The sequence below is a fragment of the candidate division KSB1 bacterium genome (genome assembly GCA_034506255.1).
Taxonomy (GTDB): domain Bacteria; phylum Zhuqueibacterota; class Zhuqueibacteria; order Zhuqueibacterales; family Zhuqueibacteraceae; genus Coneutiohabitans; species Coneutiohabitans thermophilus.
The window spans coordinates 115633-139299 of the sequence record JAPDPX010000005.1 but is presented as its reverse complement, the minus strand read 5'-3'; the positions used below and the strand labels follow the sequence as shown (position 1 = coordinate 139299).

Sequence of the window (23667 nt, the reverse complement as noted above, 5' to 3'; positions counted from 1 at the left end):
TTCGCGTCCTTGCGGGTTTGGGCTTTGGGATGATATCGGCCCGAAAAAGCTGGCAGCCTTGGGCTGCCAGCGTGCAGGCAGACAGGAGGTCCGCGCTGCGCCAACCCCGACCGCGGTGTCGCCGGTTTCCCTTCAGCGCGCCAGCACGACATAGCCGTTCTTGACATTGCGGCCGTGATTCTGCAAAGAATAGAGATAAACCCCGGGCGGCAGTGGCCGGCCGTGATCATCGCGGCCATCCCAGAGGAATTCATTCGCCGGCAAACGATCGACGGACAGCACGGTTCGGCCCGCGGTATCGAACACGCGCAGCCCCGGCTGTGCCAGCGCCAGGCCGGCATAGGAAAATTTCACCGCATCATTGTAACCGTCGTGGTTGGGGGTGAAGGGGTTGGGCCGCACCGAAAATGCCGGCGCCGGTTCCGCCGGCAACAGCTCCACCACCAGCTCCTGACTGTTGTTGTCCTCGGCTTCCTCGGCGATTTGATCATCGGCATCGACGCGCAGCAGCAGGCGTTGACTGCCGGTTTGCCGGAAATTCACCGCAAAGGTTTTGCTGAGCGTGGCGCCGCCGGCCATCGCGGTGATCAAAGTATCCTGCACCAGTTCGCCATCGCGGCGCAGCTCGAGGCGGAAAGGTTCGGCAATGGCGTCCCGGCGATTGCGAATTTCACCCACCACCCGGGCGCCGGCGTTGGGTCGCAAATCGCCGAGCGGCCGCAATACGGTCACCATCAAATCATAAACCGCAGGCCGCACGCGGAAACTGAATTCCTCCACCAGGTGATTGGGCGGCAGGGCGCGATCGTGCGCCGTGATTCTGACGGTCACGTTTTCGCCGGGTGCAAACGCCACCGCGGGTTGATACTGCACGAGATAATCGCGCGGGCCGCCGCTGAGCGCGGGCACCACCGCCGCGCCGTTCACCCACAGCGCAAGGCTTTCGCCGGCGACCCCGCTGGCCTCATCACGCAGATGAAAAGAAATGGCGGTGTTGGCCGCCACCTCCTGCGCACCGGCGGCGGGCTGGCGGTCGCTGACAAACGGCGGCTGCTCATCGCGCACGATGCTGAAGCGATAGCGCTCCTCCGGCATGAGGTTGGGTGGCGAGGCCAAATCTGCGGCACGCACGCTCACCGTGACTTCCTCGTTGTAATGCCATGCCGTTTGCGGCTGATAGCGCACCAGGTAGTTTGGCGGGCTGCCGGAGATCACCGGCGTGACGCGGCGATCATTCACCGCCAGCACAATCGTGGCGCTGTCCACTCCCGCGCCGGTGTCGTGAATCTCCACGGTGAGGGCGCCCTCGGGCAGCACATTCACCGCCCCGCGGCCGGGATTGTGGCCGGTGGTGAAAGGAGGGTCGTGATCCAGCAACACTCCGGCAACCTCCAGGGAAATCGTATCACTCACCGCGAGATTGCCGGCGCGGCCGGTGATGATGAAATCATAGGTGCCGGCCAGCAGGCTCGCCGCGGTTTGCAACACCAGGGTCGTCAAACTTCCCGGTGAAACCACCGGCTGCTCGAAGTGTGCGCTCACGCCCGGCAGGGCCGGCCATAAAGACAGCGCCACCGGTTGATTAAAACTGCCGAGCGGCTGCACCAGCACTTGAAATTCCGCACGGCTGCCGGCCTGAAGCGCGCGCCGCCGCGGTGAGATCACCATTTCAAAGCCCGCCACGCGGCAGTAGGGAAGGGCAAGGGTGGTTTCCACGGCGTTCTCCGGGGCACCCCGTGCCGTGACCATTGCCCGCACGCGCAAATTCACGTCGGCCGCCACCGGCAGGGCCCTCACCGACCACGCCACGGTGCCGCTCGCCTGCGGCGCCAGACTGTCGGGGGTGAGGCTCTTGCGGGCGAACTCGCCGGGCGCGAGCAACAAGCCAGGGGGCAGCTCCAGCTCCGCCACGACCTGTTGAGCGGTGGAGAAACCGCGATTGCTGACCAGCAGGCTTACGCTGAAGGGATTGGGCGCCAGGGAATCGTTGACGCATGTGAGGCGCGCGGGCATGTTGAGATTCAGGGAGAGAACGCCGGGTGCGCGCTGGACATCACCGAGGCCGTAATAGGTGGCGAGGGAGCGGGTTTCACCCGGCGCCAGGGGCACCGGATCCCAGCGCAACAACAAAGCGCTGTCTTTGAAATTCAGCGTGTCGGGGGTGTAATCCCACTGCACCTGGCTGAGGTTGATCCAGTCACCGATGGCCAGGAAATCGGGGCGGGTGGCATGCGCGCGCGCGAGCGTGCCCTGCGCCACCAGCCCGCTGGAATCCGGGCCGAATTCGAACGCCAGATAGAAATCGGGCACCGCGGCACCGGCAAAGACTTTTTCCGCGCGACTGTAGCCGGCGCTGGTGAGAAAAGGCGTGGCGTCATTCTGGTTGATTTTGGTGTCGAGCTCGAGCAGCAGACCGGCCTGATGTGCCTGCGTGTCGTAATTGGTGAGCAGGTATTGCATGAAGATCGCACCGGTGGTGTCGCTGAATTGTTCCGGCCGCAGGCGCTGGGTGAGGGCAAACTGGCCAACACGGTATTCGCATTGAATCGTGCCATCTGGCAGCAGGAGGGGTGCTTGTGCCAGGGGAAGATTGGGCAGGCCGGTGACCAGCGGATCATTGCTGTAGAGCGCGCCATCCAGCCAGAGGTTGAGATGGGAGGTTTGCGGCGGCGCGGGGAAATCGAACAGCAACGGCTGATCCTGCGCAGTGCCGATATTGAACAGGCCGGCATGCACAATGTGGCCGGTGGGCAGGGTGTCGGTGGTGGCGCGGACTTGTACCGCCACCACGCCGTTGCCGCTGCGCAGCAGTTGTGCCGTGTCACCGGCGGGTGTTTTGAAGCGGCGATGGTCACCAAAGGTGAGGTGGCTGCCTGCTGCCTGCCCCCATAGTTCAAGCGCGCTGCTCAACAAAACGAGAATGCCTGGCAACCAACCCTGCGACGTCTTCCCCAAAGGAAGCACATCATCCTCCTGGGATTGGGGCTGAGCACCATCCTGAAGCCTGTCGTTGCAGATCACAAGGGGGGGATCAAGGCTCGTGGAATCGACTTGCAGCTCAATTTAGGAATGTTGTGCAATTTGTCAAGATGGAAGTACGGCGTGGCGCAAGCCTTCCGTGCGTGTAGGGCAGCGCCGGCCTCTTTGCCCAACACTGCCCAATTTTTCGAACCTGAATCTTGCACCCAGATTGACCCCCTTTGCGAGAAACGCCGATTTGATCGCGATGCTCAACTGCCCAGGGGGTGGTGCATAAAAAATTTTGCCGGCAAACGTGCGCTCAACTCCGGCGGAGATGCACTTCACACGCCCTTTCTTCCGGACAACAGCAAACCAGCAGGTAAAATTCAGCCAGCCCCACAGCGATGCAACCCTCAGGGGCAGGATCAAACACAAACAATCCGCCCACGAAAGCATAAAGCCCACGGAAAAAGCCATTTCGTGGGAGAGAAGCCGTGACGCCGTTTGGCAAACGGGCGAATTTCGCAAGTGGGGGCTCTCCACTTTCGAAAAAAAGCCCTGCTTGACTTCGAACGGAAGGGCTGACGGTGCTTTGTGAGCACGCCATTTATTCCAGGGAACAGCAAGCCCGCATGCAAAATTCAGGTTCAAACTTCGCGCTCATTGCGGGCTTCACGGTTCTGAAATCATTCAGGTGAAAAAATGGTGCCATAGGTCTGCTTGTCTGCAGGTGGGAGGTCTGCGCCACATCCCCACACGTGACCGAGGCATGATGGCATGGCGCTTGACTTTGCCCGGCTGTGGGCATATCTTCACCACCACTGCCAAGCATGCAATTTTCGCCCAGCCGCAAGCAACGGAAGGAATTATGGAAACGAAGAAAACCCGTTCACGACCGCGCGTGTGGCTTTTGCTGCTGGCGCTGGCCGCGCTTCTCACCTTTGTCCTGCCGCAGCTTCCGGGCGGGTCAGCTGCCCGACAACTCTCTTACAGTGAATTCAAAAGCCTGCTGCGACAGAAAAAGATCACCCGCTGCACCATCGCGCCGGACAGGATCACCGGTTTCCTGCGCGCCGATTCCACTGCCGCGGCCGAAGCCCCCGGCTTCCTGGTGAAATTCTTGCATCGGGAGGCCGCCCGGCCCGGTGAAACCGCCTTTGTTACGATACCGATCGATGATCCGGACCTGATCAAAGAGCTCGAGGCTGCGGGCGTGGTTTATGCCGGAAAGCCCGGCGACAGTTGGTGGCAGGATATGCTGCTCATGTTCGCCGCCACCCTGCTGTTTCTCATTCTCATTTTCTTCGTGATGAGCCTGCTCTCGCGCCGCTTCAACCCCCAGCGCGGTGTGATGACGATCGGGCAAAACAAGGCCAGGGTCTATGTCGAAGGCAACACCAAAGTCACTTTCAAAGACGTGGCCGGCATCGATGAGGCAGTGGAGGAAGTGCGCGAGGTCGTGGAGTTTTTGCGGCAGCCGGACAAGTTCATTGCGCTTGGCGGCCGCATTCCCAAAGGCGTGCTGCTGCTCGGGCCGCCGGGCACGGGCAAAACCCTGCTGGCGCGCGCGGTGGCGGGCGAGGCCGGCGTGCCATTCTATCAGCTCAGCGGCTCGGAATTCGTCGAACTGTTCGTGGGGGTGGGCGCAGCGCGCGTGCGCGATCTCTTCCGGCAGGCGCAGCGTCACAAGGCCGCCATCATCTTCATCGACGAACTGGATGCCATCGGCAAGGCACGCGGCGCCAGCCCGTTCAACAGCCACGATGAGCGCGAACACACGCTCAATCAACTGTTGGTGGAGATGGACGGCTTCGATGCCAACAATCGCGTGATCATCATGGCCGCCACCAACCGTCCGGAGATTTTGGACCTGGCGTTGCTGCGGCCCGGCCGCTTCGACCGCCAAATCGTGGTGGACCGGCCCAGCCTTGCCGGCCGGGAGGCCATCCTGCGCGTGCACGGCAACAAAGTCCGGCTCGCCCGGGACGTGGACTTGCGTGTGATCGCCTCGCGCACGCCCGGCTTCGTGGGCGCGGATCTCGCCAATGTCATCAACGAGGCGGCGCTGCTGGCGGCGCGCGCCAACAAGCGCCAGATTGACATGCACGATCTCGAAGAAGCGATTGATCGCGTCCTTGCCGGCCTGGAAAAGAAGAGCCGTGTGCTCAACAAGCGCGAAAAGGAAATCGTGGCCTACCACGAAGCCGGTCACGCCCTGGTGGCTGCCAGTGTCGAAGGTGTCGATCCGGTGCATCGCGTCAGCATCATTCCGCGCGGCGTGGCGGCGCTTGGCCACACACTCCAGCTTCCCACGGAAGATCGCTATCTCATGACCCGCACGGAGTTGCTGGGCCGGCTCAAGGTGTTGCTCGGCGGCCGGGTGGCGGAAGAAATCGTCTTCAAGGAAATTTCCACCGGTGCGCAAAATGACCTCGAACGCGCCACCGCCATCGCGCGCAGCATGGTCACCGAATATGGCATGAGCCACCGGTTGGGACCCCTGTTCTACGGCCATGACAAGCGCCATCTTTTTCCCGGCGGCGAGTCCTTCGGCAAACCCTATAGCGAAAAGGTCGCCGGCCAGATCGACGAAGAGGTGCGCAACATTGTCGACAAGGCCTATCATGAAGTCGAGCGTCTGCTCTGGCGCAAACGCCGCCAGCTCGCACGTCTTGCCACCCTGCTGCTCGAAAAGGAAATGGTGGAAGGCGAAGAGCTGCAGGAGGTGCTGCAGGGCAGGAACAAGCCGGCTGCCGGGCCCCTCACTGCCGGCAATCAAGAGAATGGCAAACCACCGGCCTGAATGGCAGCGTGGCGGGCGTTTTCCCCTGGCTGTCGTTCGCAGGGATCTTGCGAAGATTATTACAAGGATTTCGGCGGCAGCCTGGCCGCCGCCCAAACGCCTCAGAGCGTCCATTGTGCGGAAAGCCCCGGCTCGGCCGGCGGTGAAAAATTTATGCGAGAGTGATCATGCCCCGGGCAGCAATCCCTTTCTGCCAGGCGTGCCGTGCCGGCGGAAGGTCGGCAACCGCCGGCATGCCGGCGCCAGCGCATGGCCGTGACAATCGCCGCGGCTTTCATCCCGTTGTCTTACTGGTGCTGTTGTTTGCCAGTGCCGCGCCGGCAGCCGCGCCCGCCGGGCCCGAGGCATGCGCTGATCACAAGCAGCGCTCCGCGAGTTTGACCGTGCCCTCTTTTCTGCAGACCAACACCCTTTGGCACGCACCGGCGGGCTTGCACCTGAGTTTCGCCGATGAACTGCGGCGGGATTGGCACGCGCCGCTTTCCGGCCTGCGGGGCCGATTGCTGCGCCTGGGTGTAATTCGCCTTGATGCCGGCGTGGCCGAGAGCGTGGTGCTGCAGGTGCGCGGCGCCGTCTGGCAGCAGCTCACGATCGACGAGCGTGCCTCACAGCCCAGACCCGGTTTTCCCCGCCGCGGCACCATCCGCGATGCCGGCGATTTTTCCGTGGCCACCGTCGTGCGCCTGGTGCAAAACGCGGGACACACCACCGCCCTCGGTCTGCGCGTGGCAACCCGCCTGCCCAATTCCACTCAAAAAAAAGGCATTGGCACCAACACCACGGATGTCTTTCTGGCTGTTCTGTTCGCGCAGAGATTCCACCACATCACGCTGTTGACCGAAACGGGCTTGGGGATTCTCACGGCGCCGCTGGAAACCGATGAACAGAACGACGTGCTCATCTATGGCCTGGCGGCGAGCTGCAACATTTCCCCCCGTCTGCAAATCGCGGCGGAGATCAATGGTTATTTGACCACGCGCAACCTCATTCCGGCGGGCACTGAGGCGCGCGGCGTGCTGCGTGCCGGCGGCCGCTGGCGCAGCCGGTATGGCGAACTGGAATTTTCCCTGGCCCACGGCCTGACTGCCAACGAAGGCGGTTGGGGAGGACTGGTGGGAGTGGGACGGGAAGTGAGGTTCTGAAACAAGATAGTGTTTGTCCGGGAACGTTCCACCCCCGCCGAGCCGGGGTGCTGTTGAGACCTGAATTTTGCATGCGGGCTTGCTGTTCCCTGGAATAAATTGCGTGTTCATAAAGCGCCGACAGTTGTTCCGTTGGAAGCCATGCAAGACTTTTTTCGAATGTCGCGCGGTTCTGGCTGCGAAATTCGCCCGTTTGCCGAAGGCGTCACGGCTTTTCTCCCCGAAAATAGACCTCCGCGAAATGGCTTTTTCCGGGGGATTTCTGCTTCCACGGGCGGATTGTTTGTGTTGGAGCCTGATACCGAGGGTTGAATCCCTGTCGTGCTGCCTGACTTTTGTATGCTGGCTTGCTGTTGTCCGGGAGGAATGGTGTGTGTGAAGTGCAGCCCTGCCGGAGTTGACCGCACGTTTGCCTGCCAGATTTTCCATGCACCACGCCTTGCGTGGTCGGGCGTCGCGATCAAATCGGCACTCCCCGCTGATGGGATCAATCTGGGTGCAAAATTCAGGCGACCCCCCCCGGGTTTCTTTGGCAACGGCCAAGCCATTGCAAAAAACTGCAAAAAAGTTTGTGATTTCGGATGGACACGAAATGATGACGGCCGTTTGTGAAAAGCTGTCTCTGTCCGCCCACGACAGCAAAACCCCCACGGAAAAAAACTTTTTTGTGGGAGTGTATTTTCGTGGGAGGAAACATGAGCCGGCATCGGCATCAAACACAAACATTCCGCCCGGACAGCAAAACTCCCACGGGAGAAAGCTTTTTCGCGGGAGCGTATTTTCGTGAGAGAAAAAACTGACGTCCTTTTCAAACAGGCGAATTTCGCCGCGCCAAGCTTCAGCCAGGCAACCAACTCAAAAAAAACACCCCAAACGGGCATACGCTTCCTCCCCGTCACCGCCGTTCACCGGCATTTCCCCGCCATTTGCCGATGCACGCGCAGCTTTTGGCAATCTTCGCCGTATCTTATGCCCGAACCAAAATCATCCAAAATCATTTTTGAGAGGCGGACTATGAGACAAACCTCGCGCTGGTGCTGGGCGCCGCATCTTCTCCTCGGCGGGCTGTTGATTGCCCTGGGTGTGGTCGTTTTCTTGCACAATCTCGGCGTGATTTATCTGGACGCACTCTGGGATTTGTGGCGGTGGTGGCCCCTGCTGTTGGTGTTCCTGGGGCTTGGCAAGTTCTTCGCGTCCGGCGACTTTCGTGAACGCCGCAACGGCTACTGGCTGGTGGTGATCGGCCTTTGGCTGTTGATTTCGTTTTTTCACGTGTTCGGTTTGAGTTTCGGCGAATCCTGGCCGCTGCTGCTGGTGGCTGCCGGCATCAGTGCCATCTGGCAGTCGCGGGATGATACGCGCGCCAGAATGAAGGCAGAAGGAGAACAAACATGAACGATGAGAAGCGTTTTCGCCTGACTCCGCAGCTCGTGTTGGGGCTGGTGCTAATTTTGTTGGGCCTCGTCTTTGTGCTCGACAATCTCGGCCTCATCTACCGGGGCGATTACCTGCGCTATTGGCCGGCGCTGGTGATCCTCTTCGGGCTCATCAAGCTCGCGCAGAGTGACGGTGCTGCCGGCCGCGTGGGCGGCGTGATCCTGATCGCACTCGGCGGGCTGCTGCTGCTGCGCAGTCTGGACCTGGTGTATTTCAACTTTTGGGATTTCTTCTGGCCGGTCCTTTTTATCGCCGCCGGCATCAGCATGATGATGCGCGCATGGACACGTTACCGCCGCCAGGATGGCAACCTGGATTCCGACAACTACGTGCATGGCCTGGCCATCATGGGCGGCTTCGAACGCACCAATAATTCGCAGGATTTCCGCGGCGGCGAGCTGACCGCGATCATGGGCGGCTGCAAGCTCGACCTGCGCCAGGCGGCCATGCGCGGCAACGAAGCCGTCATCGACGTCTTGGCCTGGTGGGGGGGCATCGAGATTCGTGTGCCGGAAACCTGGAGCGTGACCCTCAAGGGCCTGCCGATCATGGGCGGTTTCGCGGACAGCACCCTGCCGCCCAAAAGCGACACCGGCAAGCGGCTGATCATCAAGGGCATCGCGGTGATGGGCGGCGCCGAAGTCAAGAATTGATTTTCCGCTCGAGAAGAGGCCGGCGCATGCGTATGTTGCGGCTGTTGCCTGCCCCCCCCGCATTGCGCTGAGAGAGCTTGCGTATGCATCCGCTTCTGGTACAAAAGCGCTGGTTCCGCCTTTGTCTCACGGCCTGGCTGCTGGCCGCCGTGGTGTTGGCCGCTCTGGTGAAATTCATGCGCAACCCGGCCTGGAAAGCGGCGCTGGCGCTTGGCCTGCCGCTGGCCCTGATCTATGCTTTCATGTGCCTGGCCGCGTGGTATCTCTGTCGCGCTTTCCCACTTTCACGTACCGCGCCCAGCCGGTTGATAACAGTGCATCTGCTCACCGCCGCCGTGACCAGTGCGCTTTGGATTACGCTGGGCAGGGCCTGGAGCGCCCTCTGGCGCGCCTCGCGGTCTGGCAGAATGTGGAGGCCGAATATGTCCGCGTCATGCCGGTGCTTGCCGGCATCGGCCTGCTCCTGTTCTGGCTGAGCGTCGTTGGCCATTACTTGATCATCGCCTCCGAAGAGGCGCGATTAACCGAAAAGCAAACCCTGGAGTTTCATATTCACGCACGCGAGGCCGAGCTCAAAGCGCTGCAGACACAAATCGCCCTGCACTTTCTTTTCAACAGCCTGAACGCCATCAGCGCGCTCACCCGTGTAAATCCCGGCGCGGCACGGCGCATGTGCCTGGAGCTGGCGGATTTTCTGCGCCAAACCCTGCAGCGCGGCACACAAAGCCGCATTTCGCTGGCGGAGGAGCTGAAGCTGGCACAGGCCCTTCTTGCCATCGAACAAGTTCGCCTGGGCGCGCGCCTGAAGGTGAAGGAAACGATCACGGAGGACAGCAAACCCTGCCTGGTGTCGCCGCTGCTGGAAAACGCCATCACTCACGGCATTGCGCATCTGGTGGCAGATGGTATCATCTCACTGCCGGCACAGCGCAACGGCAGCCGCCTGCAACTCGCCCTGGAAAATCCCTGTGACCCGGACCGACCCCGCACGTCCCGGCCGGGCAGTAGACTCGAAAATGTGAAACAGCGGCTGCTGACCCTCTTTGGCAGTGAAGCACGCGTCGATATCTTCGATACTCCCGGATGCTTTCGCGTCGAGTTGTCGCTGCCGGCGCTGACCTGAGAGGTTCGCCGCGCGCTGTCGCGTTGCAGCCTGCAGCCGCCACCGCTTTCGCCCTGCCGGGATTTTGTGAAGACGCGGGCACCGCGCCCGAAGAAGCAATCTTTCTCGCCATGAACGCACTGTTGCGGCCCGGCGATCACGTCATCACCATTTTCCCCGCCTATCAATCGCTTTATGAAATTGCGCTCTGGGCTGCGGGTTAACACCCTGGTTCTGCCGGGCCACGGCCGGCGGCTGGTCGCTCGATCTCGATCAACGCGAGCGCTGCCGCACCGCCCACACGCGCCTGCTGGTGGTGAATTTTCCGCACAATCCCACCGGCGATCTGCCCACCCGGGCCGAGTTCGAAGCGATCATTGCCCGGGCGCGGCGCCATGATCTTCTGCTCTTCAGCGATGAGATGTATCGCTTTTGGGAATACCATCCAGCAGCACGACTGCCGGCAGTTTGTGATTGCTATGCAAAAGGCATCAGCCTGGCGGGATTGTCGAGGAGTTTTGGCCTGCCGGGTTTGCGGCTGGGCTGGCTGGCCACGCGCGACGCAGCGTTGCTGCACGCCGGTCTCACGCTGAAAGACTTCACCACCATCTGCAACGGCGCGGCCAACGAGATTTTGGGCTTGATGGCGCTGCACGCCCGCGAAGAAATTTGGGCCCGCAATCTCGCCCTCATTCGTGAGAATCTGCAGCACGCCGAAATCTTTTGCCGCACCCACGCCGGCCGGCTGCGCTGGCGGGCACCGGTCGCCTTTCCCGAATGGCGCGGCGCGGGCAGCAGCGAAGAATTTTGCCGCGCCCTGCTCGCGGAAAAAAGCGTGATGGCCGTGCCCGGCAGCCTGTTTGACTTTCCCGGCAGGCATTTCCGCCTGGGTTTGGGGCGGAGGAATTTTACCGAGGCCCTGCAGCGCGTCGATGAATACTTGCGCACACACTGAGTCCCCGCACACTGCGAAAATCGGCGTGGTGATGGTGGACGACGAGGGACTCGCCCGCGCCGTGATACGCGAGTATCCCGCCGCCGATCCGGAATTGCAGGTGCTGGCAGAATGCGCCAACGGCTTCGAAGCGGTGCAAGCGGTCGCCGAGACCGGGCCCGATTTGCTCTTCCTGGATGTGCAGGTGCCCAAGCTCAACAGTTTCGAAGTGCTGGAATTGCTCGACCGCGAAGTGGCCGTCATCTTCGTGGCGGCTTACGAGGAATATGCTGTGCGCGCCTTCGAGGTGCAGGCCGTGGACTATCTGTTGAAACCCCTCCGCGCCGAACGTTTGCACGCAGCCGTGGCGCGCGCCAGGCGCCGCATGGCACAGCATGAGCCGCTGCCGCGCGCCGAATTGACCCGCGCGGCGCGCGCCGCCGCGGCACCACTCGAACGCCTGCTGCTGCGTGACGGCAACAGGGTGCTGGTGACTCCGCTGGGCAAGATCGACTATTTGCAAGCGCAGGATGACCACGTCGGTGTGCGCGTGGAGGGCAAAAGCCATCTCAAGCAGATGACCATCGGCGAGCTGGAAACGGCGCCCGACAACCGGCGCTTCGTGCGCATCCATCGCTCCTACATTTTGAATGTCGACCGGCTGGAGCGCATCGAGCTTTATGCCAAAGACAGCCGCGTTGCGATGCTGCACGACGGCAGCCGCCTGCCGGTGAGTCGCGCCGGCTATGCCCGTCTCAAGGCCCTGCCGGGGTGAATGACGCACGCAGGTTCACGCCGGCAAGCGCGGGCGCTCTGCCACACGGCAGGTCGTCAGCAGGAAAAGCAGGACACGTCCTGCCGCAGCCCTCCTGTTCCGTGCCGCGGCCATGCTTTCCTCACCACGAGAACGCCTCCCGAGTGACGCCCCACCCTTTCGTGGCGAAACCTTTCACGAAATCGGAATTCCCACAGAGAAAACAAGGGGCGCTCTCAACATTAAACACAAGCATTCCGCCCGCGAAAGCGAAGTCCCACGAAAAAATCGTGGGGAAAAAACCTGACGTCTTCGGCAAACGGGCGCATCTCGCAGTCAGCGCTGTTCCATATTCGACAAAAGTCTTGTTTGACTTCGAACGGAATAACTGACGGAGCTTTGTGAACACGCCATTTGTTTCAGGGAACAGCAAGCCGGCATGCAGAATAGTGACATTGGACGAAAGGCCTGCGCCACGTCCCCACGCGCAACTGAGGCACTGCCATTCCTGCGACAAAGCGCTTGCGTTTTGGTGGGAATTGCTTATAATGCTCAACGATTTGCGAATTGCGCCGGGCAACACCCGGATATTCCCCCTGAAAAACAATCACGATCGCGAGGCATTCCCCCCTGTCGGAGTGCGGGCCGGCACAAGGGCATTCCGGGAAGCGGAGAGATTTCGTGATCGCCACGCTGCCATCTCCCATGCAACAACGCGAAGCCAAACGCCATGCCTTTGTGGCCATCGCCGGCAATATCGGCGTGGGCAAAACCACCTTGACCCGCATGCTCGCAGAACGCTTCGGCTGGACGGTTTTCTTCGAGAAGGAAGTGCACAACCCCTATCTCGCCGATTTCTACAAGGACATGAGCCGCTGGGCGTTTCATTCCCAGCTCTTTTTTTTGAAGGAACGTTTGAAGGATCACCTGCGCATCCAGGTCAGCGAGACGATTTGTGTGCAGGACCGCACGATCTATGAAGACGCCGAAATCTTTGCGCAAAATCTTTTTGACCGCGGCCTGATGCAGGAACGCGATTTCGCCTGCTATCTGGACTTGTATCGCGCCATCGCACAGGCGCTGCAGCCGCCCGCGGTCATCGTTTATCTGCGCGCTTCGATCTGGACACTGATCAGCCGCATCCGCCATCGCGGCCGTGATTACGAGCAGAACATCGACAAAGAGTACCTGGCGCAATTGAACATCGCCTACGAGCGCTGGATCAAGCATGCGGCGAGGCACCATCGCGTCTTTGTGATCGAAACCGATGAACATGATCTGTTGCAAGACAGGGAGTGGGCGGACGGCATTCTGGCGGAGATTTATCAACTGGTGGCAGACCAGCCGGGCGAAGTTTAGTTCGGGCATGCGCCGCCTGCCAACAATATGAAAGCCACCGGGCCGTCCGGCTGGTGCAGGACAAGCTGCGGGGGGCATTCGACCGCCAGGCGGGCGCAACGCCTGCAAACCGATCACCATGAAAATGCACAAACGCCGCGGCGCGGAGTCGCCAAGCTGCAAAAGCAAACCTTGCGGAGTGCCTGGCAGCCTGGCCTTCCGGCGACTTTGCGTTGACCACGAAAATACTTTTGTAGCAGCCTGTTCGGTGGCTGAAGGCACGACTACGAAAGCCCGTCTTCATTAACGATGGCTGCCAGCCTGCAGGCAGACACGAGGTCTGCGCGTTTTCATCTTTATGGGTGCCGCGCGGCATGGCAATTATCCCGGGAATTGCCGCCGTCCGCAAAGCAGACTTGCCCCCCCTCCCCGCCTCACCCGCCCGCATGCGCCGGCGTTTTCTCGCCACCTTGCAGCAGTCCCCTCACTGTCTCGTAATACTCCCGGATTTGCTGTTGAAATCTTTCGCCGGTGCCCGGGCCGTGAAAGCCGGAGTGAATCGCGTGCACCCGGCCATCGCGGCCCACGAAAATTGCCGTGGGATAACCGCGGAATCCGTCGAGCTGGCTTTTGATGCGTGCCTGCACGTTGGCCTCGGCCGTGCTGCCGCAAAACAGGATGGGGAAGGTGAGGCCGTAGCGCCGTTGAAACAGGCCGAGATTCTTTTGCGCCAGGGTGAAATCATCTTTGATCTCGAACGCCAGCGACACGACTTCCAGGCCGGCATCGTGGAATTCAGTATAAAGCTGCTGCAGCAGCGGCGCGGCATCCATGCAATTGTGACACCAGCTTCCCATGATGTCGATCAGCAACACCCTGCCCTGAAAACGGGCATCCGCGCTGGTGAGGGTATCGCCCGTCAGCGTCACACCGCTGAAGTGAAAGGGTGCCGCCGGATTCTGCAGGACAGTTTGCGGCGCAGAGCCGGCTGCCGCCGGCAGGGTGTGCAGCGGTTTCAAGCTGAAAACAACGGGAGCTTCCGCGCGCACGTAGAGCCTGCCGGTCCACTCGCCCCGGCTTTGCGCCAGCTCGATCATCAGCGCCTGCCAGCCGGTAAAGCGGTGAAGCTGCACGCGTTTCTCCTGCTGCCTGCCGGCCAGCAAGCCGTAGTCACCGCTGGGGTCGATGATGGTGCCCAAAATGGAATCACCTTTCACCCAAAATGTTGCCGTGCTGGCGCTGTCAATCCCGCCGGCGCGCTCGAAGTAAACCCGGAATGAACCAACGGGCGGCACACCGGGTTGGGCAGGCGGGGCGGGCGGTTCCCGCGTGACCGGCACCGCGCGGAAGGGGAAGGCGGTGGTATCGCTGCGAAAACGCAGATACTCGCCCTGCAGCCGGCCTGCGCGCCACTGTGCACGCATCAGCGCGCCGTATTCCGAAAAAATGAAAAAGATGGAATCACCGGCCGTGGTGATTTCCGGGATGGGCGTGGTCTCATTTCCGACGATGAAGCCGCCCGTCGGCGGCACCGCCGAAAGATCGAGATGCATGAGAAAAGACAACTGCCGGCCCTCGGCCAGATCGGCCGTGCCGCGCCAGTTTGCTTTTTGCGGAAGAGGATTCTGGTGACAGGAAGTACCCAGGGTAAGGATGACGCTCATCACCGCAGAGAGGGCGAGGCGGGTTTTCATGTCGCTCCGGGAGGGTGAGGTTTGCACGTGTTTCCTGAATCATCATTTTCGTGGCGGCCGCTCCGGGCGCTTGCCTGTGACGCAAGATAAAAGTTGCGCCCGGGATTGTCAATCCCCAATTCCCTCTTGCCTTTGCCGGTGAAAATCGTAAGATTGGCCGTCCTTTCAACCAGTTGGCATAGCGAATCGATGCCTGGAGGAATTGTGTTGCCGCCAAAGTTGCTGCGCCAGGGAGCATTGCTCCTGCTGGCTCTGCCGGCACTGCTGGCGTTCAGCGGGCCGGCGGAGGTGCACACCGGCGAAGATACCGCATCTCGCGTCACGCCGCCGGAAGCTTATTTTGGTTTTCGTCCGGGCAGCGACTACAAGCTGGCGGATTATCATCAGATCATCGCCTATTTTCAGCAATTGGATGCGGCTTCCGACCGCCTGCAAATGCAGAACCTGGGCAAAACCACCGCGGGCAATGATCTCCACGTGGCCTTCATCAGCGCGCCGCACAATCTCGCGCAGCTCGAACATTGGCAGCGGGTGCAGGCGCGGCTGGCAGACCCGCGGTCGCTGGCGGAAGCGGAAGCGTCCGCGTTGCTGGCACAGGCGCGCGCGGTGGTGCTGATCAATTGCAGCATTCACGCCACTGAAGTGGGCGCGACCCAGATGGCGCCGGAGCTGGCTTATGATCTGGTGACGGACGAATCACCGGCGGGCCACGCCCTGCGGGAGAATGTCATTACAATCCTGCTGCCCTGCCACAACCCCGACGGCCAGTTGCTGGTGGTGGAGTGGTATCGCAAAAATCTCGGCACCCCCTTTGAGCGCGCCGAGCTGCCGTGGCTTTACCACAAATACGCCGGCCACGACAACAACCGTGACTGGTTCATGTTCACGCAAAAGGAGACCCGCCTCACCGTCGGGAAACTTTACAATGTTTGGCATCCCCACATCACGCTCGACATGCATCAGATGGGCGGCAGCGGCGCGCGCCTGTTCGTGCCGCCCTACCTCGATCCGGTCGAGCCCAATGTCGATCCCGCGCAAGTGGCGCTGGGGAATCTGCTGGGCATGCATGTGCAGGGCGTGTTGACCGCCCAGGGCAAAACCGGCGTGGTGAGCAACGCCATCTTCGATGCCTGGTCGCCGGCACGCGCTTATCCACACTATCACGCCGGGGTGCGCCTGTTGACCGAGGTCGCCAGCGCAGCGCTTGCCAGTCCGGTCACCATCAAGCCCGAGGAGTTGCGCGCCGGCCCGGGCTATGATGCGCGCCAGCGCTCGTGGAATTTCCCCGCGCCCTGGCCCGGCGGCGTGTGGCGGTTGCGCGACATTGTCGAATATGATCTCGCCGCCGCCCGGGCGGCGCTGCAACATGCCGCGCAACATCGCGAGTTTTGGTTGCGCAGCCTTTACGACGTGAAGCGCCGTACCTGCCAGGCAGCGGGCGCCTACGTCATTCCGCGCCAGCAGTTCGATCCCCAGGGCTTGCTGGACTTGCTCGACATTTTGCAGACCGGGATGGTTGAGATCGAGCAGGCGCAGGAGGACTTTCAGGCGGGCGGTGCGACCTTCGCCAAAGGTGATTATCTCGTGGCACTCGGCCAGCCGTTTGGCAATTTCGCCAGGGCCCTGCTCGAGAGGCAGGAGTATCCGCGCATCCCCGGCAGTGATGGCAAACCGCGACCGCCTTACGATGTGACGGCTCATACTCTGCCGCTTTTTCTCGGGGTCGAAGTGTTTGCCGTGGAAAAAATGCCGGACTGCCGGCGCACGGTGGCAGAGGTCAACCGTGGCGTCCACCTGACCGGCGAAACGCAAGCCGGCATTTTTGCGCTGGACCGGCGCAATACCGCCTCCTACCGTGTCGTCAATGCCCTGCTGCGGCAGGGGGTGGCGGTGTCCACGGTGACGGAGGAATTCGTGGCGGGCGGTCGCACCTGGCCGGCCGGCACGTTTCTGGTGGAAAGGGGGAAGGCCACCGGGGACATGCGGCAGGTGTTGCGCAGTATCAGCCCGCTCAACAGTGCACACGGCAATTCGAGCATTGTGGAGCTCCACGGTCTTGTGCGACGACCGGCGCTGCCACACCGGCGCGTGCTTCCCAACCGCATCGGGCTTTATCGAAGCTGGGTGGCCAACATGGATGAAGGATGGACACGCTGGGTTTTGGAAGATTACGGCTTTGCCTACACCACCCTGTCGAATGCCGACCTGCTCGCCCAAGACTTGCGAAATTCATTTGAGGTGATTATCTTGCCCGACCAAAAAGCAAGCACCCTGGAGTCTGGTCACGACCACAGCAACATGCCGGCGGAATATGCCGGTGGCCTCGGTGAATTGGGCATTCGCAAGCTGCGGCAATTTGTCGATGCCGGCGGCACGTTGATCACGTTTGCTTCCGCCTGCGAGCTGGTGTTGCATCACTTCTGGCTGCAGGTGACGGAGGTGACGGCCGGCGTGCAGGAAGGCAGGCTGAACGCGCCCGGCTCGCTGCTGCGGGTCATCGCCGACACCGATCATTTCCTGGGGTATGGCGCGCCACGTGAAAGTGCCGTGCTTTTTCTCAACGGGCCGGCTTTTCGTTGCCAGAAGGGCCGGGCAGTGTTGACCTATCCGCCGCACGGCCTGTTGCTTTCCGGGTGGCTGGAGGGTGAGGAACATCTGCGTGAGCAGGCTGCCCTGGTGGAAGTCCCGCTGGGCAGGGGACGGGTGATTCTTTTCGGATTTCGGCCGCTGTTCCGCGGGCAGATGCGTGCGACTTACCGGTTTCTGTTCAATGCGCTGTTGCGCCATTAGCTTGTTGACTCGCTCTCGATGGGATTTTTGCAGAAATAAGAAACAGGCAATCTTACGCCGCACACCAGGCCGCAAGGCAACGCCGGGAAAACCCCGCAGCTTTTTTTCTTTGCCGTGTCCCGGCGGCTTCGCGCTTTGGTGTGCGCCTTTCCGTTCCGGCGCGTGCAGGTGAAAAGACTGTTGTTTCAAAGCGGGGCGGGCGGACACCCGGGATGTCCTTTTGCCGGGATTCCTGTGAAGAACCGGGCGTGACCTCGCGCTTTTTACCCGCAGGTGTCCGCATGACCGACATGATCTGATTGGTTTGCCGGCACCAGGGGAAATTCGAGGTGATTCACCAGGGGGGATTGCACGCCGTGCCGGGATGGGAACGTTTTGTGCAGAGGGTTTTCATGGCGATGAGCAAGACGCCGCGCGACTATATCGCCAGCGTCAAGAATTGGAAGGTGCGCAACATGATACAGGGCTATTTGCAGGCCTGCCATGCTTATCATGAAATGCGGCGCACCCGTATGAAAAACCGGCGGGCACCGTCTTTCGAAGTGCTCAGGGCGATCAGTGCCACGCTGTCTCAGGTCAAGGAAGATCATCATTTGATCTTTCGGCGCCGGGAAGAGGCGAACACCAAAGGCAGCCGGCACAAGCTGGTGCCGGGCTATGCGGATACCGCTTTCAGCGATCACGTTGGCCTGCTCTTTCACAAGGTGATGGTGGCGTGCGAATTGCGCTACATCCTGACGCATTATGCCCACCAGCCGGAGAGCTGGGAGGCGCATTTTCAAACGCTGCTCGCCAATCTTCAGCAGCTCGATACGATTTTCGAGGAGGGCATCAACCTGGTGCTGGAATTCGTGCGCAGTCACTCGGACAACGTGCTGGTGATCGATTTTGTGCTGGAGCATCAGAAACAGATTGCCGCCTGTGCCAGGCTTGACACCCGCCACGTGCTGCGCAAGCTGCTCACCAAAGTCGATTTGCCCGGCGCCTATTTCATGGCCGCGCAGTATTACTTCGAAAGCGGATGGTTCGATCGTGCCGTCAAAGCCGCGCGCAAGTGCCTGCAGGCAGACGCCCGGCACGCGGCCGGGCAGGCCTTGTTGCAGCAGGCGCGAGCCCGTTTGCAAGCCGGGCACGGCGGTGCGGCAGATCCGGTGACCGGGACGGTGGCGGCGGAAACCACGATTGCAACCTGAAAGGCTGACAAAAATGCCGCCCGTCGCGGAAAAAGGTTTGCGGCGCGCAAGCAGCAAGACAGCGGAGGCGTCGCAGCCGGGCACGCTCGTGCTCAACAGATGTTCTCTGAAAAAATGGGTCAGGGTAGCACAAGGCGCGTTTTGATCACGGGTCTCTTCCCGGGCGCGCCGTGCGCTGCCTCGCACGGCCGGCCGGCCGCGGGAGGCGGAACACCATGTGCCGGGAAGCCGACCCCCATTTTTCATTTCATCAGGAGAGGTTCCCTCATGCGTACTCGCTCGAAGTTCGGAGTGGTGGTACTCGCCGCTGTGCTTCTCACAGGTTTTACTGTGGCACCGCTGCCAGCCCAGCAAAAAACACTCGGCCGCCAATTCGATCCCGTCGTTTTCGACGCCATCAACACCCCGGTATTGTTGGGCCTGACGATTGACTCTCTCACCGCCTACCGCTACAGCCTGTCCGGGGATCAATGGCTTCCGATTCCCTTTCAGATCGACAAAGTCGACAGCAACGGCAGCTTCTTTGGCAATGAGACCGGCCCCATCGATGCCAACGATGAAGTGGTGTTCATGCCGGGCGACGCCGGTGACCGTGCGCCCGCGGACAAGTGGCTCGATGATGCCGGTGCGCGCCGCCATCCGCGCATCGAGCTGGCCCTGGATGATCCGCTTGCTCCCGGCGGGCAGGCGTGGGTCTATTTGTACCGCAATGTCAGCAACCGGCCCAGCGTGACCGGGTATCTGAGCTACGACCGCGGGTCTTCGAACACCGCCGGCACCGACACGGTGTTCGGCCTCACCTACAAAGTCGCCCATGCCGGCAATGGCCTGCCCAATTTCACCGCCATCAAGCGCAGCAGCGGCTTCACCGGCAACTTGATCGATCGCTTGAAAGTGCGCGTCAATGGCTCGGCGACCGTGCCCATCATCGGCCGGCTGCCCTACACCATCGATGAACAAACCAACCTGCAATTCGGCAGCCTGAATTTTGCCAGCGGCCCGGTGCGCGGTTACCGCCTGCTGGCTGACACGCTGGTGATCATCGTCTTCAATGTGCCGTTTCTCAAGCTGCCGTTCTCCTTCGAGATGCAATATTTCCCCTATTCCTCCAGCATCATCTTCAAGAATGCCACGATCGACAGCGCGGATGCCGAGACCTTCGGCATCAGCCACATCCGCCAGTCGCTCGATCTCAATGAAAACAGCGCCGGCTTGACGCGGCAATTCTTTAATGCCCAGAACCCTGGCGGCATTACCATCGACGGCGTGGCGGACAGCGGCATCAACACCGCGGTGGTGGATGAACGGGTGAACTGGCTGCTCGCTTCGCACCGGCCGGCAAGCGGGGATCCCTTCGGCTTGCTGGTGCTGGTCACCGTTCCCAAGATCGGCACGACCCGCAATCTGTATTTCAAGGACAACAGCACGGTTGATGCCACCGACACCGGCGACCAGAAATCCTTCGGCGATTTCGGCGTGCAAGTCGACGGCCAAAAAATCCAGGGCCGGTTCAGCTTTGATTTCAGCACCTATCATCTCGACGCCTTCGGCGAAGCGGTGGCGACCGGCGAGCAATTCAAGAACTGGCAGGAGAATCCCCTGGTGGTGACGGCGACAGCGCAAACCTTTCCGAGCGCGGTGGCGGAGACTGGCGGGGCGCCGGCGTCTTTCAGTTTGCATGACGCCTACCCCAACCCCTTCGCGCCGCAGCGCGAACCCCTCCGCCTGGCCTTCAGCACCGGCACGAATGGCAAACCCGCCCGGTTGACGATCTATAACCTGATGGGCCAGGAAGTCATGCGCTTCACGGCGCTGGAACAACTGCCCGGCAAGGCCGGCCGCCGGGAGATCACCTGGGACGGCAGCGATCGCTTCGGACGGCCGCTGCCCGCGGGCGTTTATTTCTATCGTCTGCAGGCCGGCCAGCAGGTGGCGGTGAAGAAGTTTGTGCTGGTGCGGTAGAATCTCACCGGCAGGAAACGAAAGGCGAAGAGCGGGAGACGACAGCACAGCGTCTCTTGCTGTTCGCCTTTTTGTTTTGCAGCAGGATGGGCGCGCACGCAAGGAGACGAAACTGCAGAGATTTCGCAAAGAGTGACCGTTCCGCCACGGTTTGACTGCGGCTTTATCTTGCGATCCTGTACATGCTCTGTGCCGGAATGCCACGGCCAAGCTGTGGCAGATCAAGGGGGCGGAAGTGTCACTGCGAAGTCGCGAAGAGCGCCATGCCGGCATAGCTTGGCGTTCTTCGTGTCATGGCGGTTGAAAAAATTTTCGCGGTCGGAATTTTCTCGGGTAATTTGCCAGGCGGCGGGGGCGGCACTCAGGATGAAAATGGGCTTTCGTAGTCGTGCCTTCAGGCACCGACCCTGAAGGGTTCACTACAAAAGTACTTTCGTGGCAAAATTCAGGCATCACAACAGTGATTCAACCATCGGCGTCAGGATCAAACAAAAGAGCTCTCCCACGAAAAAAACAATCCCACGGAAAAAGCCATTTCGTGGGGGTGCATTTTCGTGGGAGAAAACCGGAGGCGCTCGCAACATCGCACACAAGCATTTCACCTGCGCAAACAGAACTCCCACGGAAAAGGCCATTTCGTGGGAGTGCATTTTTCTTGGGAGACAACAGGAGCAGGCAGGCGCGTGCCTGGGGAGTAGCACTGGTGCAACGCCTGCGGCCAGGGTCTTGCCATCCGCTGGCCACACCCATCAACACAGAACCCAATTTCCGGCCGGCCGTACAGGCCGGGAGCATGGTTTTATTTAGACCAACGTTGTTCTTCGCTCCACCCGCTCACACCGCACCGTCAGATCATCGACGCGATCGAGATTCACGGTGACGCCCATGCCGGGTTTTTCCAGCGGCACGCTGACCATGCCGTCCACCGACATCGTCCATTCCGGCGTCACAATGTCGCGTTCCCAATAACGGTCGCTGGGCGAGAGATCGCCCGGCAGCACGAAGTTGGGCAGCGAGGCGAGCGCGACATTGTAGGCGCGGCCCACACCGCTTTCCAGCATGCCGCCGCACCACACCGGGACGCCGTTTTTGGCGCAGAAATCGTGGATCGCTAGTGCGGCCGAAAAACCGCCGACGCGGCCGGGTTTGATGTTGATGATCCGCCCGCTGCCGAGCGTGACCATGTCTTCCGCCTGCGCCAGGCCGGTGATCGATTCATCCAGACAAATCGGGGTGCGCAGCCGTTTTTGCAGCGCGGCATGGCGCACAATGTCATCCCACGCCAGCGGCTGTTCGAGCATGATGAGATTGAAGGCATCGAGCTTCACCAGCCGCTCCAGGTCGGCGAGGGAATAGGCATTGTTGGCATCCACCATGAGCGGCGCTTCCGGACCGAGTGCAGCACGCACCGCCGCGACGAACTCCACATCGGCGCCCGGCTTGATTTTGATCTTGATCTTGCGATAGCCGCGCGCGCGGGCGGCATGCGCCAGTTCGACCAGGCGCTCCGGATTTTTTTGAATGCCGAGTGAGACGCCCGCCGGGATGTGGCTGCGCGTGCCGCCGAGCATGCGACTGAGCGGCACGCCCTCGAGCTGCGCTGCCAGCTCCCAGGCACCCATCTCGAAGGCGGCCTTGGCCATCAGGTGGCCGCGGAAGTTTTGTTCGAGCAGCGGAAAAATTTCGCGCGGGTGATTGAACCGGCAGCCGAGCACGCGCGGGGCAATCCACTCGCGCAGTGCAAGCCAGGCGGTTTCCACCGTCTCGGCGGTGTAGTTCGGCTCCTCGCCGGCAACGCATTCGCTCCAGGCGGTGAGCCCGCTGGCGTCACGCAGTTGCAGCAGAAAGATGCGGCGATCCTTGACCGTGCCGGAGGAAATTGCAAAGGGCTCCTTCAGTGGCAGGCGAATCTCGCGCAGGGTGAGGCTGTCGATTTGCAGCATCATGGTCCTCCGGGGAGTCAGTTTGAATTCATTGGTGCGGCTCGCGGGCGTGCATTGGCCCCGCCGGAACAATCAGGCTGCCGTGCCGTGGTGCAGGCCATAGAAGCAACGTCCGGTGCCGGGATCGCGATAGAAGCCGGCGACCCGATAGCCGTGGTGCAGGTAAAAGAGAAAGGCAGCCCGCACCGCCGCCTGCCAGTGTTGCGCCGTTGCGAGGGAATGCTCCTTGAGCGCCTGAATGTCCGCGGGAATTTCGAGGCGAACGCGCTCATGCAACGGCAGAGCACCGCCGGCATGGCCGGTGGTGGCGGCTTGTGCGGCCGGTGCATTGATGATGGCTGCCCGGGCAAAGCGCGTGTGTGTAAGCTGGCAGAGATCAGGCGGCGCCTCGGGCGGCGTGTCGGGGGAAATATGCCATGCCACAACCAGGCGATCGAGCGCCAGGCCGCGATGCAAATCACTCGGCCTCTCGCTGTCATACATGTCGGGGACGTATTCCTCCACGGTCACGCCCAGATGATTAAAGTTAAGATGGGCATTGCGCGCCACCAGCGGATCGAATGTCCAATAGATCGTGCGCACGCCCAGCGCCAGCACCTGCTCGCGCTGGAAGAGCTTCAGACGTTTGCCGATGCCGTGATCGCGCCGTTCCGGCCGCACGGCCAGCATGTCGGACCAATGCACCAGCCGGCCATCCTTGACGCCGGTGAGCCCGAAAACGAAACCGACCAGTGTTTCATTTTCATCGAAGGCGCCGGCCGCCACCCCGCCAATTTTCTGGCTCACCAGCAGGAGTGAGGGCGGCACCATTTCAGTGAAGACCGTGCCCCACGTCTCTTTTTGCAGGGCGACACACGCGCGATATTCCGCGTGTGTGCGCAGGGGACGAATCACAACTTTCATGTTCATGGCTGGCGGGACCGGCAGCCCGGTTGCAGGCTGCCCGGTTGTCTGTTGGGGT

The 23667-nt window shown here is 61.3% G+C and carries 16 protein-coding genes; 12 read left to right on the top strand and 4 right to left on the bottom strand.

The genetic code is table 11. From position 1 onward, the window contains the following. Positions 1-132: 132 nt before the first annotated feature. A complete protein-coding gene (locus tag ONB52_11490) occupies positions 133-2931 on the bottom strand; it encodes a gliding motility-associated C-terminal domain-containing protein (protein MDZ7416761.1) in 2799 nt (932 codons plus the stop codon). A gap of 898 nt (positions 2932-3829) precedes the next feature. Between ONB52_11490 and ftsH the strand changes: the two genes are divergently transcribed. The 9 genes from ftsH (at position 3830) to ONB52_11445 (ending at position 13145) form a co-directional block, all read left to right on the top strand. After that, positions 3830-5764: an ATP-dependent zinc metalloprotease FtsH gene (gene ftsH / locus ONB52_11485; GenBank protein MDZ7416760.1), complete on the top strand. Its 1935-nt coding sequence runs from the start codon at positions 3830-3832 to the stop codon at positions 5762-5764. A 233-nt stretch (positions 5765-5997) separates the two neighbouring features. Continuing rightward, on the top strand, positions 5998-6906 hold the full coding sequence (locus ONB52_11480; GenBank protein ID MDZ7416759.1) for a hypothetical protein: 909 nt from the start codon (positions 5998-6000) through the stop codon (positions 6904-6906). A gap of 1014 nt (positions 6907-7920) precedes the next feature. Continuing rightward, positions 7921-8301, top strand: coding sequence for a DUF5668 domain-containing protein (locus tag ONB52_11475; protein MDZ7416758.1), 381 nt, complete (start codon positions 7921-7923; stop codon positions 8299-8301). Next, a complete protein-coding gene (locus tag ONB52_11470) occupies positions 8298-8996 on the top strand; it encodes a cell wall-active antibiotics response protein (GenBank protein ID MDZ7416757.1) in 699 nt (232 codons plus the stop codon). The genes ONB52_11475 and ONB52_11470 overlap by 4 nt, the downstream gene beginning before the upstream one ends. 349 nt (positions 8997-9345) lie before the next feature. Further along, positions 9346-10119 carry a histidine kinase gene (locus ONB52_11465; protein ID MDZ7416756.1) on the top strand — a complete coding sequence of 258 codons (774 nt, stop codon included), beginning with the start codon at positions 9346-9348 and terminating at the stop codon, positions 10117-10119. 23 nt (positions 10120-10142) lie between these two features. Continuing rightward, positions 10143-10322 carry a hypothetical protein gene (locus ONB52_11460; GenBank protein ID MDZ7416755.1) on the top strand — a complete coding sequence of 60 codons (180 nt, stop codon included), beginning with the start codon at positions 10143-10145 and terminating at the stop codon, positions 10320-10322. Beyond that, positions 10307-11053: an aminotransferase class I/II-fold pyridoxal phosphate-dependent enzyme gene (locus ONB52_11455; GenBank protein MDZ7416754.1), complete on the top strand. Its 747-nt coding sequence runs from the start codon at positions 10307-10309 to the stop codon at positions 11051-11053. Before ONB52_11460 ends, ONB52_11455 begins: the two co-directional genes overlap by 16 nt. Beyond that, complete coding sequence (locus ONB52_11450) at positions 11031-11807, top strand: LytTR family DNA-binding domain-containing protein (protein MDZ7416753.1); 777 nt, start codon at positions 11031-11033, stop codon at positions 11805-11807. The genes ONB52_11455 and ONB52_11450 overlap by 23 nt, the downstream gene beginning before the upstream one ends. A gap of 660 nt (positions 11808-12467) precedes the next feature. Continuing rightward, complete coding sequence (locus tag ONB52_11445; GenBank protein ID MDZ7416752.1) at positions 12468-13145, top strand: deoxynucleoside kinase; 678 nt, start codon at positions 12468-12470, stop codon at positions 13143-13145. Positions 13146-13558: 413 nt separating this feature from the next. Here ONB52_11445 and ONB52_11440 read toward each other — a convergent pair whose 3' ends face one another. Next, positions 13559-14818 (bottom strand): TlpA family protein disulfide reductase, encoded by a 1260-nt coding sequence (locus ONB52_11440; protein MDZ7416751.1) that lies wholly within the window; start codon positions 14816-14818, stop codon positions 13559-13561. Positions 14819-15022: 204 nt separating this feature from the next. Between ONB52_11440 and ONB52_11435 the strand changes: the two genes are divergently transcribed. The 3 genes from ONB52_11435 (at position 15023) to ONB52_11425 (ending at position 20763) form a co-directional block, all read left to right on the top strand. Continuing rightward, positions 15023-17608 carry a M14 family zinc carboxypeptidase gene (locus ONB52_11435; protein MDZ7416750.1) on the top strand — a complete coding sequence of 862 codons (2586 nt, stop codon included), beginning with the start codon at positions 15023-15025 and terminating at the stop codon, positions 17606-17608. Between the two features lie 392 nt (positions 17609-18000). Further along, positions 18001-18801, top strand: coding sequence for a hypothetical protein (locus tag ONB52_11430; GenBank protein MDZ7416749.1), 801 nt, complete (start codon positions 18001-18003; stop codon positions 18799-18801). 267 nt (positions 18802-19068) lie between these two features. Continuing rightward, positions 19069-20763 carry a T9SS type A sorting domain-containing protein gene (locus ONB52_11425; protein MDZ7416748.1) on the top strand — a complete coding sequence of 565 codons (1695 nt, stop codon included), beginning with the start codon at positions 19069-19071 and terminating at the stop codon, positions 20761-20763. 803 nt (positions 20764-21566) lie between these two features. Here the strand turns inward: ONB52_11425 and menC are convergent. Further along, positions 21567-22709, bottom strand: a complete 1143-nt coding sequence (gene menC / locus ONB52_11420) for an o-succinylbenzoate synthase (GenBank protein MDZ7416747.1) — start codon at positions 22707-22709, stop codon at positions 21567-21569. Between the two features lie 69 nt (positions 22710-22778). After that, positions 22779-23615, bottom strand: a complete 837-nt coding sequence (locus tag ONB52_11415) for a GNAT family N-acetyltransferase (GenBank protein MDZ7416746.1) — start codon at positions 23613-23615, stop codon at positions 22779-22781. Between the last annotated feature and the right edge of the window lie 52 nt (positions 23616-23667).